This window comes from Arthrobacter crusticola, from assembly GCF_004357995.1.
GTDB lineage: Bacteria > Actinomycetota > Actinomycetes > Actinomycetales > Micrococcaceae > Arthrobacter_D > Arthrobacter_D crusticola.
Genome location: NZ_SMTK01000005.1, coordinates 224,440 through 239,422, shown reverse-complemented (window position 1 = coordinate 239,422; position 14,983 = coordinate 224,440). Strand labels below are relative to the sequence as shown.

The following is a 14,983-nucleotide window of genomic DNA, read 5'->3' as shown; positions in this document are numbered from 1 at the left end:
GGCCGGGGGAGCGGTGGCGGTGCCGCTCAGGCCTCCCCGGCGCCTTGTCCGGCCGAGGCGACGACCCTCGCGGCGCTGTCGCGGAGTTTGATGTTCCGGGCGCTCGACGCGGCCTTCAGGATGATCATGGCGGCCTCCTGGCTGCACCCGTTCCGGGCCATGATGATCCCGACCGCGAGGTCGATCGTGGTACGCGATGCCATGGCGGCGCGCAGGTTCTCGCCGGCGTCCGTCAGGCGCGCAATCCGGACCGCGAGGCGCAGCGACCGAGAGGCTTCCCGGGCGAAGACCTCCGCGGTGTGGACGGCGTCCGGGTCGAAGGCCGACGGCCCCAGCGAGTACAGGTTGAGCCCGCACTGGGCCTCCCCGTCGATGGGAATGGGCACGGCCAGGATGGACCGCACCTTCTGGGTCCGGGCCGCCTCCTGATACTCCGGCCAGCGGCCGTCATACCGGGTGTCCTCCACCAGGACGGTGGAGGAGGTGCGGGCGGCGGTCAGGCAGGGGCCGTCGCGGAAGGCGTACTGGATCTCGTCGAGATTCCGTGCGTGCCTGCTGCTGCTGACCACCGTCGCGGCGGTCCGCGGCCGCAGCAGGGTGATTCCACAGAAGACCTCGCGGTCGGGGGTGGAGAGCCGGTGGACCGCAAGGTTGGCGAGGTCGTAGAGATAGTCCTTCACATCGGTGCTGTTCAGGACCAGATCCCTCAGCACCGAGGGTGGCCCCGTGGGATCCATGTTCACTGCCCGCTCGGCGTTCACGCGTCGCCCCTGTCCTGAATCCTGCGCCCGGTGGTCAGCCGCGCAGGCGCCGGAGGACGACGCCGCCTGCCGTCGCCAGCGCGGCGGTGCCGAGCAGGGAACGCTGCACCGACCGGCGCCTGCCGCTCCACCCGCCGGTCACGGCGGTGTCGCGCCGGTCCGCCGAGGGCTCGTACAGGTTGCCGCTGGTGGCCTCGGCAGACTGCTTCTTTGACAGGTGGGTCTTGTCCACCTGGTGGGCCATCGCGGCCTCCACCTTGGCGGGGGCGAACCGGTGCTGGCGCACCATCGAGCGGCCGATCCGGCCGACGACCACTTCGCCGCGCGGCGAGTCGACGAGTTTGTAGATGGTGGCGGCCACCTTCTGCGGGCTGTACACCGGCGGCATCGCCTGCGCCCGGCGGCCGGTGTAATTGGCGGCCTGGTTGAAGAAGGGAGTGTCGATGGTGGCCGGCAGCACCGTGCAGACATGGACCTTGCGGGCCTTGGCGAGCAGCAGTTCCGAGCGCAGGCTCACCCCGAGGGCGCGGACCGCGGCCTTGGACATCGAATAGGCGGAGGTGTACGGCTGGGGGACGACGCCCACGATCGAGGCCACATTGATGAGCACTCCCGAGCCCTGGCTCCGCATGTGCTGCAGCGCCACCCGGGCGCCGTACACGTAGCCCATGACATTGACGTCGATCACCCGGTTGAAGTCCTTTAGCGGGACCTCGAGGAAGGGTGCGAAGAAGGAGACAGCGGCGTTGTTGACCCACACGTCGATGCGGTCGTAGGCCTCCACGGCCCGCGCGGCCACTTCCTGGACGGCCTCCGGGTCACTGGTGTCGGTGGGAACCGAAAAGGCCCGGGACCCATAGGCCTCACACTCCTCGATCAGCCCCTCGAGGGCTTCCTCCCGACGGGCGGCCAGGACGAGGTCGGCACCCCTGCGTGCGAAGTGGAGGGCCGTCGCGCGGCCGATCCCGCTCGATGCACCCGTGATCACGACGACTGGCTGCTTCTTGCCCACTGGATTCTCCCTACCTTCGGCATGATTGCGGCATCAATAGCGGTATGAACCCCGTCGCCGCCGGTGGAGCGGGTGGGCGGCTGGGGGCCGCCCACCCGCTCCGAGGCTACCGAGGCCCGGAGTGCCCGACAACGCTTTTCCGGCGGTCGGGGAGGGAGTGCGGATCGTCAGGAAATGTGTTTCGGTTCGATGCTCCGCTGACGAAGAATGTCGGCGAGCTGGTCCATGAACAGGCGCACCCTAACGTTCTGGCGGTCCCCGGTCTGCAGGGCGAAGATGCTCCGGGCGAGCCGGATCTCCGGGACGTCCAGGGCAACGATGCCCGGGGGGCGGTTCAGCATCGCCAGATCCGGAACCAGTGCGGCGCCGAGCCCGGCGGCGGCCATTTCGAGGCTGGCGTTGAAGTCGTCGCAGTACGCCACCACCCGGGGGTGGAGGTTGCACCCGGCGAACAGGCGCTCGATCACCGTGGCGTCGGCCGTGCCGGGATGGTGGAGGATCCAGGGCATGTCGGCCAGCTGGTCGGCGCTCACCGTTGAGCCGGCCCGGATGCCCCAGGCCTCGGGCAGGACCACCCGGAAGTCGTCGTCGCCGATCCACTGCCGGCTGACGCTTGAGGGCCAGGCCAGGCCCGCCTGGCCCACCTGGTACACGAGGGCGAGGTCGAGCTCCCCGCCGGTGCGCAGGCCCTGGATGGTCTGGGCGGGTTCGGCGACGTACACCTTCAGATGGATTCCAAGGGCCTTCCACTGCTGGGTGCTGAGCAGCCGGGGCAGCGCATAGGTCGCCAGGGAGGGGAACAGGCCCAGCCTGAGCTCCTGGGACGTCTCGGCCTGGGCGCGGGCGGTGGAGGCGAGCAGCGCGTCGATGTCGGTGAGCACCTTCGCAGCGTGCCGGGACATGACGACGGCGGCCTCCGTGGGCACGGCGCTGCGGGCACTGCGTTGGAAAAGGGTGGCCCCGGTGTCCTTCTCCAGCGCCGACATCTGCTGGGACACCGCGGAGGCGGTGTAACCGAGGGTGGTGGCGGCTCCGGCGAAGGATCCGTGGCGGATCACCTCGAGCAGCGTCCTCAGGTGGACGGGATTGACCATGGGCGGTCCTTTCCGGCAAACGGTGGCGCGATGCTCCGGTGCGCGGGGCCGCGGAGCGATCTCCAGGTGGGGGGACTCCGAACTTTAGCCGAGCCGGTACCCGCGGCGTCGAGCCCGCGGTGCTCCTCGCGGAATGTGTCGTGGCCTGCGCGGCCGGGCCGGTCGGGACTCGAACGGGGTGCGGGTTGCCGGTCCGGGGGTAAGACTGGGACTAGGATCCTGCACAGGAGGAGGCACAATGAGCACACCGGTTGTTCCCTCGGAGGCCCGCGTCGACGCGGCCGCCTGGCCCGACGTCGCCGTCGTTCCGGCCGGCATGCGCACCCGGGCCGCCGCCGCGGTGGCCGAGCGGATCTTCACCTCGGCGGTGAGGGGCCTGCCCCTGCGGGTGGTGTACGACGACGGCACCGTCCATGGCGCCCCGGGGGCCGCCGGTGCACCCGAGATGCGCATCCACCGCCCCGCCGACTTCCACGCCCGGCTCGGTCGCGGGTGGCTGATCGGCTTCGGCGAGTCCTACCTGGCCGAGGACTGGACGGCGGAGGACCTCACCGCCGTGCTGCAGGTCTTCGCCGAACACGCCGCCCACCTCGGCTCCGGGCCGCTCGGGAAATTCAGCGGCCTGCACCTGCCGCGGCGCCCGGGGCGCGAACGCAACGACCGGACCAACGCCCGCGCCAATGTCTCCCACCACTACGACCTCTCCAACGACCTGTTCGCCCTGTTCCTCGACGAGACGATGTCCTACTCCAGCGCCCTCTTCGACGCCCCGGCGGCCGGGCTGCCGGCGGTGGGCTGGGACGACCTCGCGGCCGCGCAGCGGCGCAAGATCGACCGGCTGCTGGACCGGGCGCAGGTGGGGGAGGGAACCCGGCTGCTGGAGATCGGCACCGGCTGGGGCGAGCTGGCCCTGCGGGCGGCCGCCCGGGGAGCGGACGTGGTGTCGGTGACGCTCTCCACCGAGCAGAAGCGGCTCGCGGAGGAGCGGGTGGCCGCGGCCGGATTCGCCGATAGGGTGCGGGTGGAGCTGAAGGACTACCGCGCGGTGAAGGGGGAGTATGACGCCGTCGTCTCGGTGGAGATGATCGAGGCAGTCGGCTACGAATACTGGCCGGTGTACTTCCAGACGATCGACAGACTGCTCGCCCCCGGCGGCCGGGCAGCCATTCAGGCCATTACCCTTCCGCACGAACGCATGCTCGCCTCCCGGCGCTCCTACACCTGGATCCACAAGTACATCTTCCCGGGCGGGTTCATCCCCTCGGTCCGGGCAATCGAGGACATCACCGCGCGGGACACGGGCCTGCGGGTCCGGGAACGGTTCGCCCTGGGCGACAGCTACGCCTCCACGCTGCGGCTGTGGGAGGAACGGTTCTCTTCCCGGCATGACGAGGTGGCTGCGCTCGGTTTCGATGAGACGTTTGAACGCATGTGGCGCTTCTACCTCTGCTACTCAAGGGCAGGCTTCCAGGCCGGGTACCTCGACGTGCAGCAGTTCCTCTTCGACCGCCGGCGGTAGGGGCCCGCAGCGCCCGCGGTGTGTGCCCCCGGACACTCCGCGGAAGGCCACCGCGACACGCCGAGAAAAGGACGACACAGGCAATTTTTTGCTGTGTGCAAGTACTCCACAGGGTGTGCATCCGAGGGTGCAAATCGGCGCAAATCCGCGGGTCCGAGAGGGCCCCGCCTGTGGATTTCATGTGGACTCAGGACCGGGTGAATGACATACTTGTAATACATCATGTTGGGGTCTGTATCGGCAGCCCGCACTAGATGTAGTATCTAGATATCGAATCAACCGCTGGCCGGGCAGAGACCGCAGGGCCGGAAATTCCCAGGAATTTCCCCCTTCTCGGGACGCTCCACCACCACCCACGGACACGGCAATACAGCAGCATCAAGAAGGGGACAGGGACATGACCGTAACGGTTTACACCAAGCCAGCATGCGTACAGTGCAACGCCACCTACCGGGCTCTGGACAAGAAGGGAATCACCTACCAGAGCGTCGATATTTCACAGGATCCGGCCGCACTGGAGCGCCTCCGTTCGATGGGCTACATGCAGGCCCCGGTCGTCATCACGGACAAGGACCACTGGTCCGGTTTCCGCCCCGACAAGATCAACGAGCTGGCCGAGCTGTCCGTCACCTCCGTCGCCTGATTTTCCTGCCTTCGCAGGACCGGGCCGGCTGTTACCGCCGATCATGACAACCACCGTGGATACCGAGACACCCCGCCTGGAGCAGACCGCTTCGGGCGGGGTTACCGATGCGCCGCTGATCTACTTCTCGTCGGTCTCGGACAACACGCACCGGTTCGTCACCAAGCTGGGCATGCACTCGGCCCGGCTCCCGCTGCTCACGAAGGATCCCACCCTCAAGGCGCTCCGGCCGTACGTGCTGGTCCTGCCAACCTACGGGGGAGAGTCCGGCAGGGGAGCGGTGCCGCGGCAGGTCATCAAGTTTTTGAACAATGAAGGAAACCGCTCGCTCCTCCGGGGAGTCATTGGAGCGGGCAATACGAATTTCGGGGAAACCTACTGCCTGGCGGCCGACATCGTCGCCGCCAAGTGCAGGGTCCCCGTCCTATATCGGTTTGAACTTATGGGGACGTCCGAGGACGTAGACCGGGTACATCAAGGATTGGAAGAGTTTTGGACATGAGTGTTGCTGAGACGGACACGGCTGGGGCGACAAAGCCCAGCATTCCCGCACGGTACAAGGATCTGGGCTACCACGAGCTCAACGCGATGCTTAACCTCTACGGGCCGGACGGAGAGATCCAGTTCGAGGCCGACAAGGAAGCCGCGCACCAGTACTTCCTGCAGCACGTCAACAACAACACCGTCTTCTTCCACGACCTCGAGGAGAAACTCGACTACCTGGTGAAGAACGAGTACTACGAGCGGGAGACCCTCGACCAGTACACGATGAACTTCATCCGGGACCTCTACAAGCGCGCCTACAGCAAGAAGTTCCGCTTCGAGACCTTCCTCGGCGCCTTCAAGTTCTACACCTCCTACACGCTCAAGACGTTCGACGGAAAGCGCTTCCTGGAGCGCTACGAGGACCGCGTCTGCATGGTGGCCCTGCACCTGGCCGCCGGCGACGAGACCCTCGCGACCCAGCTCGTCGACGAGATCATCGAGGGCCGCTTCCAGCCGGCCACCCCCACCTTCCTCAACGCCGGCAAGGCCCAGCGTGGCGAGCTCGTCTCCTGCTTCCTGCTGCGCATCGAGGACAATATGGAGTCGATCGGGCGCTCCATCAACTCCGCCCTGCAGCTGTCCAAGCGCGGCGGCGGCGTGGCCTTCGCCCTGACGAACATCCGTGAGGTCGGCGCTCCGATCAAGCAGATCGAAAACCAGTCCTCCGGCGTCATCCCCGTGATGAAGCTCCTCGAAGACAGCTTCTCCTACGCCAACCAGCTCGGTGCGCGCCAGGGAGCCGGCGCGGTGTACCTTCACGCCCACCACCCGGACATCAACCGGTTCCTCGACACCAAGCGCGAGAACGCCGACGAGAAGATCCGCATCAAGACCCTGTCGCTCGGCGTCGTCGTTCCCGACATCACCTTCGAGCTCGCCAAGCGCGACGAGGACATGTACCTGTTCTCCCCGTACGACGTCGAGAAGGTCTATGGCATGCCGTTCTCCGATGTGAACGTCACCGAGAAGTACTACGAGATGGTCGACGACGCGCGGATCAAGAAGACCAAGATCAAGGCGCGCGAGTTCTTCCAGACCCTCGCGGAGATCCAGTTCGAGTCCGGCTACCCGTACATCATGTTCGAGGACACGGTGAACCGGGCGAACCCGATCGAGGGCAAGATCATCATGAGCAACCTGTGCTCGGAGATCCTGCAGGTTTCGGAGCCCACCACGTACCACGACGACCTGTCCTACGCCGAGACCGGCAAGGACATCTCGTGCAACCTGGGCTCGCTGAACATCGCCAAGACGATGGACTCGCCGGACTTCGGGCGGACCATCGAGACGGCCATCCGCGCCCTCTCGGCTGTCTCCGTGATGTCCAACATCACCTCGGTTCCCTCGATCGCCAAGGGCAACGAGCAGTCACACGCCATCGGCCTGGGCCAGATGAACCTGCACGGCTACCTGGCCCGCGAGCGGGTCCACTACGGTTCCGAAGAGGGCCTGGACTTCACGAACATCTACTTCTACACCGTGGTCTACCACGCCATCCGGGCCTCGAACCTGCTGGCGATCGAGACCGGCCGGACCTTCGGCGGTTTCGAGAAGTCCAAGTACGCCTCGGGCGAGTTCTTCGACAAGTACACCGACCAGACGTGGGTTCCGCAGACCCCGCGCGTGGCGGAGCTGTTCAAGGACGTGCACATCCCCACGCAGGAGGACTGGCGTGCGCTGAAGGCCTCGGTCATGGAGCACGGCATCTTCAACCAGAACCTGCAGGCCGTGCCGCCGACCGGTTCGATCAGCTACATCAACAACTCGACCTCCTCGATCCACCCGGTGGCCTCGAAGATCGAGATCCGCAAGGAAGGCAAGCTGGGCCGTGTGTACTACCCGGCTCCGTACCTGACGAACGACAACCTCGAGTACTACGAGGACGCGTACGAGATCGGTTACGAGAAGATCATCGACACGTACGCCGCGGCGACGCAGCACGTGGACCAGGGCCTGTCCCTGACGCTGTTCTTCAAGGACACCGCTACCACCCGCGACATCAACAAGGCGCAGATCTACGCATGGCGCAAGGGCATCAAGACCATCTACTACATCCGTCTCCGCCAGCTCGCGCTGGAAGGGACTGAGGTGGACGGCTGCGTCAGCTGCATGCTCTAGGCATCTAAAATGGGTGGGTCGTTCCGCAAGGGATGACCCACCCACCAGACATCCCACAACGAAGGCATTGAGAAAGCCGACTGCAGGTATTGCATCGAAGACTCAGCCGAACCAAGTTTGACCTCAGAAAGCGAGTCGGAGTCATGACCGAAAAACTGAAGCTTCTCAGCCATGTTGAGGCGATCAACTGGAACCGCATCCGGGACGAAAAGGACGTGGAGGTCTGGAACCGCCTCGTCAACAACTTCTGGCTGCCGGAGAAGGTGCCCCTGTCCAACGACGTCCAGTCCTGGGCCACGCTGACCCCGGACGAGCAGCAGCTGACCATGCGCGTGTTCACCGGCCTGACCCTGCTCGACACGGTGCAGGCCACCGTCGGCGCCGTCAGCCTGATCCCCGACGCCATCACGCAGCAGGAAGAGGCGGTGTACACCAACATCGCGTTCATGGAGTCTGTGCATGCCAAGAGCTACTCCTCGATCTTCTCCACGCTGGCCTCCACCAAGGAGATCGACGAGGCCTTCCGCTGGTCCACCGAGAATGTGAACCTTCAGAAGAAGGCGCAGATCGTCATGGACTATTACCAGGGCGACGATCCGCTGAAGCGCAAGGTGGCCTCCACCCTGCTGGAGAGCTTCCTGTTCTACTCCGGGTTCTACCTGCCCATGTACTGGTCCTCACGGGCGAAGCTGACGAACACGGCCGACCTGATCCGCCTGATCATCCGCGACGAGGCCGTGCACGGCTACTACATCGGGTACAAGTTCCAGAAGGGCCTCGAGGGCCAGTCGGAGGAGCGCAAGCAGGAGATCAAGGACTACACCTACGAGCTGCTGTTCGAGCTGTACGAGAACGAGGTCCAGTACACGCATGACCTCTACGACTCCGTCGGCCTGGCCGAGGACGTCAAGAAGTTCCTTCACTACAACGCCAACAAGGCGCTGATGAACCTGGGCTACGAGGCGATGTTCCCGTCCACCGTGACCGATGTGAACCCGGCGATCCTGTCGGCGCTCTCACCGAACGCGGACGAGAACCACGACTTCTTCTCCGGTTCGGGTTCGTCCTACGTGATCGGCAAGGCAGTCAACACCGAGGACGACGACTGGGACTTCTAGTCTGGTGTGAGATCCCGACCTAACTGAGCAATCTCGCGGTATCTGAGCAAAAGGACCTTCCTATCCGAGCAATGCTCAGTTGTGAGTTGACTGTGAGTTGACAAGTTAGTTGGCCAATTGACGAGTTAGTTGGCCAACTGACAATCATCTTGGCCAACAGACAACTTAGTTGGCCAAGATGAGCGGCAGGCGCCGGGATCCGGTCGAAGGGCGAAGCTGTTGGAGTTGCCAGTGGGTTCTGGGGTCCGCTCCGGTAGGCAGCGGCGCCGTCCTTAGCTTCGATCGAACGGTCGGGGCCCCTCCGACGTGCCTAAAACTTCTCGGCGGAGGTGGGCTTCTACTATCGATTCGGCGGACAGCACGAGCCGGGCTTCACCAGGGCGTTCCGAGGTCCGGTGAGAGCGTCGATGAGCGCCTCGCGGTCCAGCTCAGACACCGTCGCGACCCTCGGCGGCCGCCCGATCGACGCTCGAACTTCATCTGCTCTCTTGTCTGCTCCATGCCCAAGCGCTGCGGTCTTGGCCACAAGTCATTCGAAGGTTCCCTGCTCAAGCGCGTGCACGGCTTCGTGGGTTGAACTTGTCGTCACGAAAAGATTATTGGGGTGGGTGTAACTTTCCGGGGCTTGGCGGACACTACAGGGTATGGGGGAAAACAATCCTGACGACGGCGGCCTGTGGTCGCGCAGCCTGGCCGGCGATGGTGATGCCTTTGGTGTGCTGTTCGACCGGCATCGGGACCGGGTGTACCGGCACGCCTACCGGCTGGCACCGAACCGGGCCGACGCCGAGGATGTGAGCGCCGCAGCGTTCTTGAGCTGTGGCGCCTGCGGACGAAGGTCAGGCTGGTGGAGTGCTCGGTGCTGCCGTGGCTGTTGGTCGCGACAACGAACTGCGCATTGAACCTCCGCCGCTCCACCCGGCGGTACGAGAGTCTGCTGAAATCTCTCCCGCGCGGCCCGTTGGCCGCGGACCCGGAGGAGACCTACCTGCAGCAGAATCCCCTGCACGGGGTGGACGCTTATCTCGCCGTGGCATTGCGGGGGCTCAAACCCGTGGACCTGCAGCTGATCACTCTGGCGCTCGAGGGCTACGACATTGCCGCGGCCGCTGCGGTCCTGCAGCTGACACCGGAGGCGGCGAAAACCAGGCTGCATCGGGCCCGGCACCGACTGCGTCAGGACCTGCCCGAGCCTGCCGCCACACGACCGACCACGCTACTGGAGGAGGGTCAATCATGAACCTCGAACGAATGGACGACACCTTCGGCAAGGGACTGCGAAGCGTCCTGGTTAGCCAGGTGAATGAAGCCTCACCGGCCCGTCGGCGGCGGCACCGCTGGTGGGTCGGAACCGGAATCTTCGCCGGCGTGGGGTTGATCGGGGGAGTGGGTGCGGCGGCAGCCGGGTTCTTCACGGAGCCCGGAGCGGACATTGTTACCCAGGTCGCCGCTGCGTCCGAGGGAGTCCATACCGGAACGCAGACCATCGACCTGGGACCGGCACCGGAGGGGGCGACCCATATCTCCACCGAGTTGACGTGCCTGAGTGCCGGCACCCTGTACTGGGAGGACGGCGCCTCCATGGGATGCGGCGCGGATCACATCGAGTCGTGGCCGGCCCTGTACACGATGCCGCTGAAGCCCGGGCAGCACTCGACCGAGATCCGCACCAGCGCCCCAGAGGTCCGCTTCCGGCTGAAGGCCACGTATGTGAACCAGACTCCCACCAAATGGGCGGTCAATGAGAACGGGGATACCTACGGGGTCGAAAACGAGCAGGGTGCCCCGGACCTGATGTCCGTCTTCGCCACCAAGGGGAAGGTCGGTTACGCCTATACCGAAGAGCTGAACAAGGCGAACGGTACGAGCGCTGAGTTCACCAGCCCGGCCGAGGCTCTCGCCTGGCAGGATGCGCGGCGGGGCAAGAGCTTCTCCGTGCCGGTTTACGAATCCGACGGCGAAACAGTCATCGGGGAGTTCGTCATCGAAAGTCTGCCCGAGCTGAGCGAAGGAGGATAGGAAGGAGCGGGCATCGAGAATCCCTTCCGCATCTCAATAGTCGATCCATGACCGTGCAGGTGCGCGTTCCCTCCAGGGCTACGTTCGGCGGGCCTAGCGATTCTGTCTGGAGATCATGGCACCCAACAGGAGACTGAAAATGCCCACGAGCAGTAGAACCATCTCGAAGACGATGCCATCATCTGACCCAGCAATGAAAACGAAGATGGCTCCGCCGATGCACAAAACGCCCAGTATCAGCGACAGGATGAGCCACGGGGCTTTCGGCAGCATCACGGCTCCGGGCCCTAACCGAGGAATCCGAGAACGACGAGGATGAGGCCGACGATGCCGAGGACCAGAGATGTGGTGTTGGCTTCTCTGGCCTCGGGTGAGACTCCGTCAGGGGCGTGGTTGGTCGGCTGGTAAGTCATGGTGCTCTCCCTTTTGTCATCGGTCTTGCTCGTATCAAAAGATTTGGGCTGACCGAAAATGAGTACGGATTGTCGAGTCTCATTTGAATCCATTTGCACCCGAAGATGCAATAAGCGGCTCGGCATCGATGGCGGGAGCTTCGGCATAAGTACGCATTCACAAATCGGCGCCCGTAAGGTAATCCCTCAGCGGGCGCTAGCTTGGGCGGATCCACCGCGGCAGATCCGCTTTAAGTGGTCTCGCTGCCAGGCTCTGAGTTACGTAGCTCCTAGAAATCATCGAGTAGCCATTGACGCGTGATTCCCTCCCGCACCAGCTAGTGGCTGGGCCAGCGGCGATCACCTCAAGAGGCGAAGAACCGCAACTGTCAGGTTCAGGTCCCACCTACATGCCGGTCAGCCTGAAAATTAGAACAATCAGCTGAACGACACCAAGTATCGTGCTTATCCAGCCGAGAATTTTCCCGGCTCGAGCTGATCTTCCCAGCCGTTCGGCTTTCCGCGCCTGAAATATGGCAATCGGACCAGCAATAATTCCAGCGATGAACAAGCCGAAGACACCACTGAAGAGTGCTGTGTTTCGGGCTTTCTCCGCCTCCTCGGCAGGGTCAGTTAAATAGTTATTGACCGAACTCACCTCCTGCCGCGTTCCTCGAGGAGGCGGTACACGTGGCTGACTTCATCACGGCAATCCTCATTGCTCTTTCTCCCGCTTTTTTGCCGCTCTCCATCGAAAGAGACCGTAGATTAACACCCCAGTCATAAGAACAGGGCCTACGGGAAATCTGGAGGAGCCGTCGATGGCGTTGAAGATCCACAGCGCCCAGAGACCCGCAGCGAAGACCGCCGTTACCGCGATGCCCTGCACCATCTGGGTTGAGGAAAAACCGTGCCCCCGTTGATTCCGGCCTGGAGTAGTCATGATGTTCCCGAGGTCCTTTCCGTTTCCTTCGCTTGATTGCACCACAGCTGCCCACCCGCGGCTATAGCCGGAGAGGAAAACGCCCCCGAGCCAGCGTTTAGAGGTGGGATTCCCTCAAATCATCCAGGACAAGCGGAAAGGCAAATCACTCGCGTATTGCGCTGACGAGACAACCAGTTCATTGAACTGACGATGTCCTAGATTCCGTTGATAGATCCACGGCAGGTCATAGCATTACGTGACAGACTCCCGCTGGCCGATGACCAGGTCACCGGAGATCTTAGAAAGCGTGTCTTTTCACGTTCCCTCACCGTGCGCACCAGTCCATAGCGGAGGTGCAATACATTTACTGAACGAACACATGTACGTAAGACCCGTACGATGATATGCACGGCGATCCTCCCTCATGTGCAACACTGCTCGGGTGAAGATCGGTTATGCGCGGGTCTCGACCATTGAGCAGAACCTCACCGCTCAGCTGGACGGCATTGCGGCCCTCGGGGTCGAGGCCGAAAACATGTACGTCGACCACGGCCTCACCGGAACAAACCGCTCTCGACCAGGACTGCGGGAAGCAATGGCGGCCGTTCGATCCGGTGACACTCTGGTGGTCACGAAACTTGATCGCCTCGCCCGCTCCCTCCCTGATGCACGTGACATAGCCGACGAGCTGACGCGCAAGGGCGTCGCTCTCAACCATGGCGCGAGTGTCTACGATCCAGCCGATCCCATCGGACGGCTGTTGTTCAACGTCCTGGGCATGGTCGCTGAATTCGAAGCCGGCCTCATCCGCATGAGAACCCGTGAGGGTATGGCTGTCGCAAAGGCCAAGGGCCGCCTCTGCGGGGTAAGGCGCCGAAACTCTCCGGTTCCCAGCGCCGGCACCTGCTCGAGTTCCACGATAAAGGCGAGCACACCCAAGCCGAACTGGCAGAGCTCTTCAGCATCTCGCGTACGACCGTCTACCGTGAGCTCCAGCGGCGATCGGGCAAGACCACGCACTGATGCATCAGTGAGGAGAACACAATGATGAGGATCTACCTCTACGTCTCCGCCGGTCTGCTCGCCGCGGCAGCCATCACCAGTGCACTGCTGGACAATTGGGACATCCTGGTCGGCATCGGATTAGGGCTAGCGTCCGTTCTCGCTGTCGACCTCCTTGGGAACCGGCTCAGCGACTGGAGTTACCGCTACTCCGAGGAGACAGAGCGTCACCGGGAAGCACTGGTCGGCAAGCAACCCGTTCAGACGACCTACTACTACGACGATGAAGACGACATCGGCACCTCGCCCTCACCTGAGGAGCCGGCGGCAGAAGCCGCAGAAAGCGATCGAGATGAGCAGACAAGGTGATCGCGGTGCGTCGACTGGCTGGGGCCACCATTGTCCGCATGTCGAGCGCTGGCATGGGTTGCCGGGCGCACGTCATATCCGGGTTCAAGACCGAGGGCAGTGCGAGTACGCTAGCGGCTTCGCGAGGCAGCGCGCGGAAGATCAGCCGTACGGCATCGTGAGGTGCGCAGTGCGCTTCGGCGAGTGATCGGGCCGGTTACCGAGCGCGATCACAACTGGTGTGCGACTGTCAGCCGTCCGACCCACAGGGCGCACTGTTGGCGGCGCCATTAGGCTCGGAGCATGGGTGTCAAGCGTAGGAGATGGCCGACCAAAGGCCAGGCTTTGACTGGTGGCGTTTGGCGTTGTTCTGGATGGCCAGCAATGCGTATTCCGTACTGGCCGAGGGGCGCACCGCCACTGGGTGCTACTGGATCACGCAGGCCATGAACCTGGCTTTCTTCGTGCTGTGTGTGTGGTTGTTCATCCGAGCTGTGAAGCGGCCAGAAGACACACGATAATGTCGGTTATGTTGTGGGCGTTGGATTCAATCATCGGTTCTCTAAACCGTTGTTCGTCGCTTTGAATCCGGCCCGGGCGCCGCCCGACTAGCTTCGTGATGGAGCGCATCCTTGGTAAGGACGAGGTCGCCAGACCGAACGCCTCCGGGCCGCCCTGGCTTCAGCTGAGTCGGACCATCCCTGCGCCGGCCTGCACACCCGCATCGACGAGCTGCGCCGCCGGATCGGAGAAGAGCACGGCTTCGTCCTCATCGCGTGCGTCCGGTGCGGCCGCGACATGATCGCCGTCGACGATGACAACGACGAGACCAACCACGCCATGGACGCCTGCTCGGCCTGCACCGCGGATCTCTTTCAAGGCGCCGACAGCGGCACTGCCAGCTCATCTCCTGGATGCTCCAAGAGGGAGCCGGCGAAGGAGCGCTCCAGGCAGTGGATCTCCCTCTCGATGCGGGCGTCAGCCCAGATCGTGCCAGTGTATTTCACATGCGTGGACCCGGCTGCGTCCCGTGAGACGGACACCTCTGCCTCGCGCGATCGCACCCTCCAAAGCGACCTGATCACGCCGCCGTCGATCCGGGTGTTGAAATACCGCCCCGACCTTGCTGCCAGGCGCAGCACTGCGTCCGGGTCCCGACCGCCTGGGCCGGGAGGAAACCATGCCTCGGTCGTCGATACCGTCTTGACGATGACGAGGCGCCCGCGTCTGACCAGCTGCAGGGTCCGGATGCGGGTCACGGTGCGCCAGGCAAAGTCGAGCACAGTCCAGAGCAGGAGCAAGATCATGGGTAGAGCCAAGGGTAGGGCCGACCGCCCGAGGTAGATGAGCCCCACTAACAGCGTGGAGAAGATGATGGTCAGGAGGATCAGGCTGAAGAACCCCGGCAGGATCCCGTGCGACCGGTGCTGGCCCGGTATTGCGCCGTCATCACTGGTGGCGTTCACCGGAGCGTCTCCATCGAAGA

16 protein-coding genes and 1 pseudogene are annotated in these 14,983 nt (G+C 63.9%); 10 read left to right on the top strand and 7 right to left on the bottom strand.

From position 1 onward, the window contains the following. Positions 1 to 26: 26 nt before the first annotated feature. The 3 genes from E2F48_RS15135 to E2F48_RS15125 form a co-directional block, all read right to left on the bottom strand. Entirely contained in the window at positions 27 to 761 is a 735-nt protein-coding gene (locus tag E2F48_RS15135; protein ID WP_246019083.1) for a GAF and ANTAR domain-containing protein, read from the bottom strand. 34 nt (positions 762 to 795) lie between these two features. Continuing rightward, positions 796 to 1,773, bottom strand: a complete 978-nt coding sequence (locus E2F48_RS15130; protein WP_133404787.1) for an SDR family oxidoreductase — start codon at positions 1,771 to 1,773, stop codon at positions 796 to 798. A 167-nt stretch (positions 1,774 to 1,940) separates the two neighbouring features. Then, entirely contained in the window at positions 1,941 to 2,867 is a 927-nt protein-coding gene (locus E2F48_RS15125; protein ID WP_133404786.1) for a LysR family transcriptional regulator, read from the bottom strand. 238 nt (positions 2,868 to 3,105) lie between these two features. On the opposite strand from E2F48_RS15125, the gene E2F48_RS15120 reads away from it, so the two are divergent. The 8 genes from E2F48_RS15120 (at position 3,106) to E2F48_RS15080 (ending at position 10,830) form a co-directional block, all read left to right on the top strand. Then, the gene (locus E2F48_RS15120; RefSeq protein WP_133404785.1) at positions 3,106 to 4,386 is read left to right on the top strand and encodes a class I SAM-dependent methyltransferase; all 1,281 of its coding nucleotides are present in this window, start codon (positions 3,106 to 3,108) and stop codon (positions 4,384 to 4,386) included. Positions 4,387 to 4,783: 397 nt separating this feature from the next. Further along, positions 4,784 to 5,029 (top strand): glutaredoxin-like protein NrdH, encoded by a 246-nt coding sequence (nrdH, locus tag E2F48_RS15115; protein ID WP_120168950.1) that lies wholly within the window; start codon positions 4,784 to 4,786, stop codon positions 5,027 to 5,029. A 43-nt stretch (positions 5,030 to 5,072) separates the two neighbouring features. Further along, a complete protein-coding gene (gene nrdI, locus E2F48_RS15110) occupies positions 5,073 to 5,531 on the top strand; it encodes a class Ib ribonucleoside-diphosphate reductase assembly flavoprotein NrdI (protein WP_133404784.1) in 459 nt (152 codons plus the stop codon). After that, on the top strand, positions 5,528 to 7,693 hold the full coding sequence (gene nrdE, locus E2F48_RS15105; protein ID WP_185149829.1) for a class 1b ribonucleoside-diphosphate reductase subunit alpha: 2,166 nt from the start codon (positions 5,528 to 5,530) through the stop codon (positions 7,691 to 7,693). Before nrdI ends, nrdE begins: the two co-directional genes overlap by 4 nt. Before the next feature lie 143 nt (positions 7,694 to 7,836). Next, on the top strand, positions 7,837 to 8,811 hold the full coding sequence (gene nrdF, locus E2F48_RS15095) for a class 1b ribonucleoside-diphosphate reductase subunit beta (protein WP_120168956.1): 975 nt from the start codon (positions 7,837 to 7,839) through the stop codon (positions 8,809 to 8,811). 644 nt (positions 8,812 to 9,455) lie between these two features. Next, complete coding sequence (locus tag E2F48_RS17675) at positions 9,456 to 9,713, top strand: RNA polymerase sigma factor (protein ID WP_246019081.1); 258 nt, start codon at positions 9,456 to 9,458, stop codon at positions 9,711 to 9,713. Beyond that, entirely contained in the window at positions 9,659 to 10,051 is a 393-nt protein-coding gene (locus E2F48_RS15085; RefSeq protein WP_246019079.1) for an RNA polymerase sigma factor, read from the top strand. The genes E2F48_RS17675 and E2F48_RS15085 overlap by 55 nt, the downstream gene beginning before the upstream one ends. Then, on the top strand, positions 10,048 to 10,830 hold the full coding sequence (locus tag E2F48_RS15080; protein WP_133404782.1) for a peptidase M56 family protein: 783 nt from the start codon (positions 10,048 to 10,050) through the stop codon (positions 10,828 to 10,830). The genes E2F48_RS15085 and E2F48_RS15080 overlap by 4 nt, the downstream gene beginning before the upstream one ends. A gap of 287 nt (positions 10,831 to 11,117) precedes the next feature. Here E2F48_RS15080 and E2F48_RS17745 read toward each other — a convergent pair whose 3' ends face one another. Continuing rightward, a complete protein-coding gene (locus E2F48_RS17745) occupies positions 11,118 to 11,243 on the bottom strand; it encodes a hypothetical protein (protein ID WP_281274822.1) in 126 nt (41 codons plus the stop codon). Positions 11,244 to 11,628: 385 nt separating this feature from the next. Beyond that, on the bottom strand, positions 11,629 to 11,880 hold the full coding sequence (locus E2F48_RS15075; RefSeq protein ID WP_133404781.1) for a hypothetical protein: 252 nt from the start codon (positions 11,878 to 11,880) through the stop codon (positions 11,629 to 11,631). A 691-nt stretch (positions 11,881 to 12,571) separates the two neighbouring features. Here E2F48_RS15075 and E2F48_RS15070 point away from each other — a divergent pair. Together E2F48_RS15070 and E2F48_RS15065 are read left to right on the top strand one after the other, a co-directional pair. Continuing rightward, positions 12,572 to 13,170: pseudogene (locus E2F48_RS15070) on the top strand (recombinase family protein). Between the two features lie 21 nt (positions 13,171 to 13,191). Then, positions 13,192 to 13,518, top strand: a complete 327-nt coding sequence (locus E2F48_RS15065; protein WP_133404780.1) for a hypothetical protein — start codon at positions 13,192 to 13,194, stop codon at positions 13,516 to 13,518. A 660-nt stretch (positions 13,519 to 14,178) separates the two neighbouring features. Here E2F48_RS15065 and E2F48_RS17395 read toward each other — a convergent pair. Together E2F48_RS17395 and E2F48_RS15060 are read right to left on the bottom strand one after the other, a co-directional pair. After that, positions 14,179 to 14,334 carry a hypothetical protein gene (locus E2F48_RS17395; protein ID WP_165968791.1) on the bottom strand — a complete coding sequence of 52 codons (156 nt, stop codon included), beginning with the start codon at positions 14,332 to 14,334 and terminating at the stop codon, positions 14,179 to 14,181. 38 nt (positions 14,335 to 14,372) lie between these two features. After that, positions 14,373 to 14,963: a hypothetical protein gene (locus E2F48_RS15060; protein ID WP_133404779.1), complete on the bottom strand. Its 591-nt coding sequence runs from the start codon at positions 14,961 to 14,963 to the stop codon at positions 14,373 to 14,375. Positions 14,964 to 14,983 lie beyond the last annotated feature (20 nt).

Coding starts and splice junctions, on each gene's coding strand:
- E2F48_RS15125 (WP_133404786.1), bottom strand. CDS start 2,867: ATGGTCAATCCCGTCCACCTGAGGACGCTGCTCGAGGTGATCCGCCAC.
- E2F48_RS15120 (WP_133404785.1), top strand. CDS start 3,106: ATGAGCACACCGGTTGTTCCCTCGGAGGCCCGCGTCGACGCGGCCGCC.
- nrdH (WP_120168950.1), top strand. CDS start 4,784: ATGACCGTAACGGTTTACACCAAGCCAGCATGCGTACAGTGCAACGCC.
- nrdI (WP_133404784.1), top strand. CDS start 5,073: ATGACAACCACCGTGGATACCGAGACACCCCGCCTGGAGCAGACCGCT.
- nrdE (WP_185149829.1), top strand. CDS start 5,528: ATGAGTGTTGCTGAGACGGACACGGCTGGGGCGACAAAGCCCAGCATT.
- nrdF (WP_120168956.1), top strand. CDS start 7,837: ATGACCGAAAAACTGAAGCTTCTCAGCCATGTTGAGGCGATCAACTGG.
- E2F48_RS17675 (WP_246019081.1), top strand. CDS start 9,456: ATGGGGGAAAACAATCCTGACGACGGCGGCCTGTGGTCGCGCAGCCTG.
- E2F48_RS15080 (WP_133404782.1), top strand. CDS start 10,048: ATGAACCTCGAACGAATGGACGACACCTTCGGCAAGGGACTGCGAAGC.
- E2F48_RS17745 (WP_281274822.1), bottom strand. CDS start 11,243: ATGACTTACCAGCCGACCAACCACGCCCCTGACGGAGTCTCACCCGAG.
- E2F48_RS15065 (WP_133404780.1), top strand. CDS start 13,192: ATGATGAGGATCTACCTCTACGTCTCCGCCGGTCTGCTCGCCGCGGCA.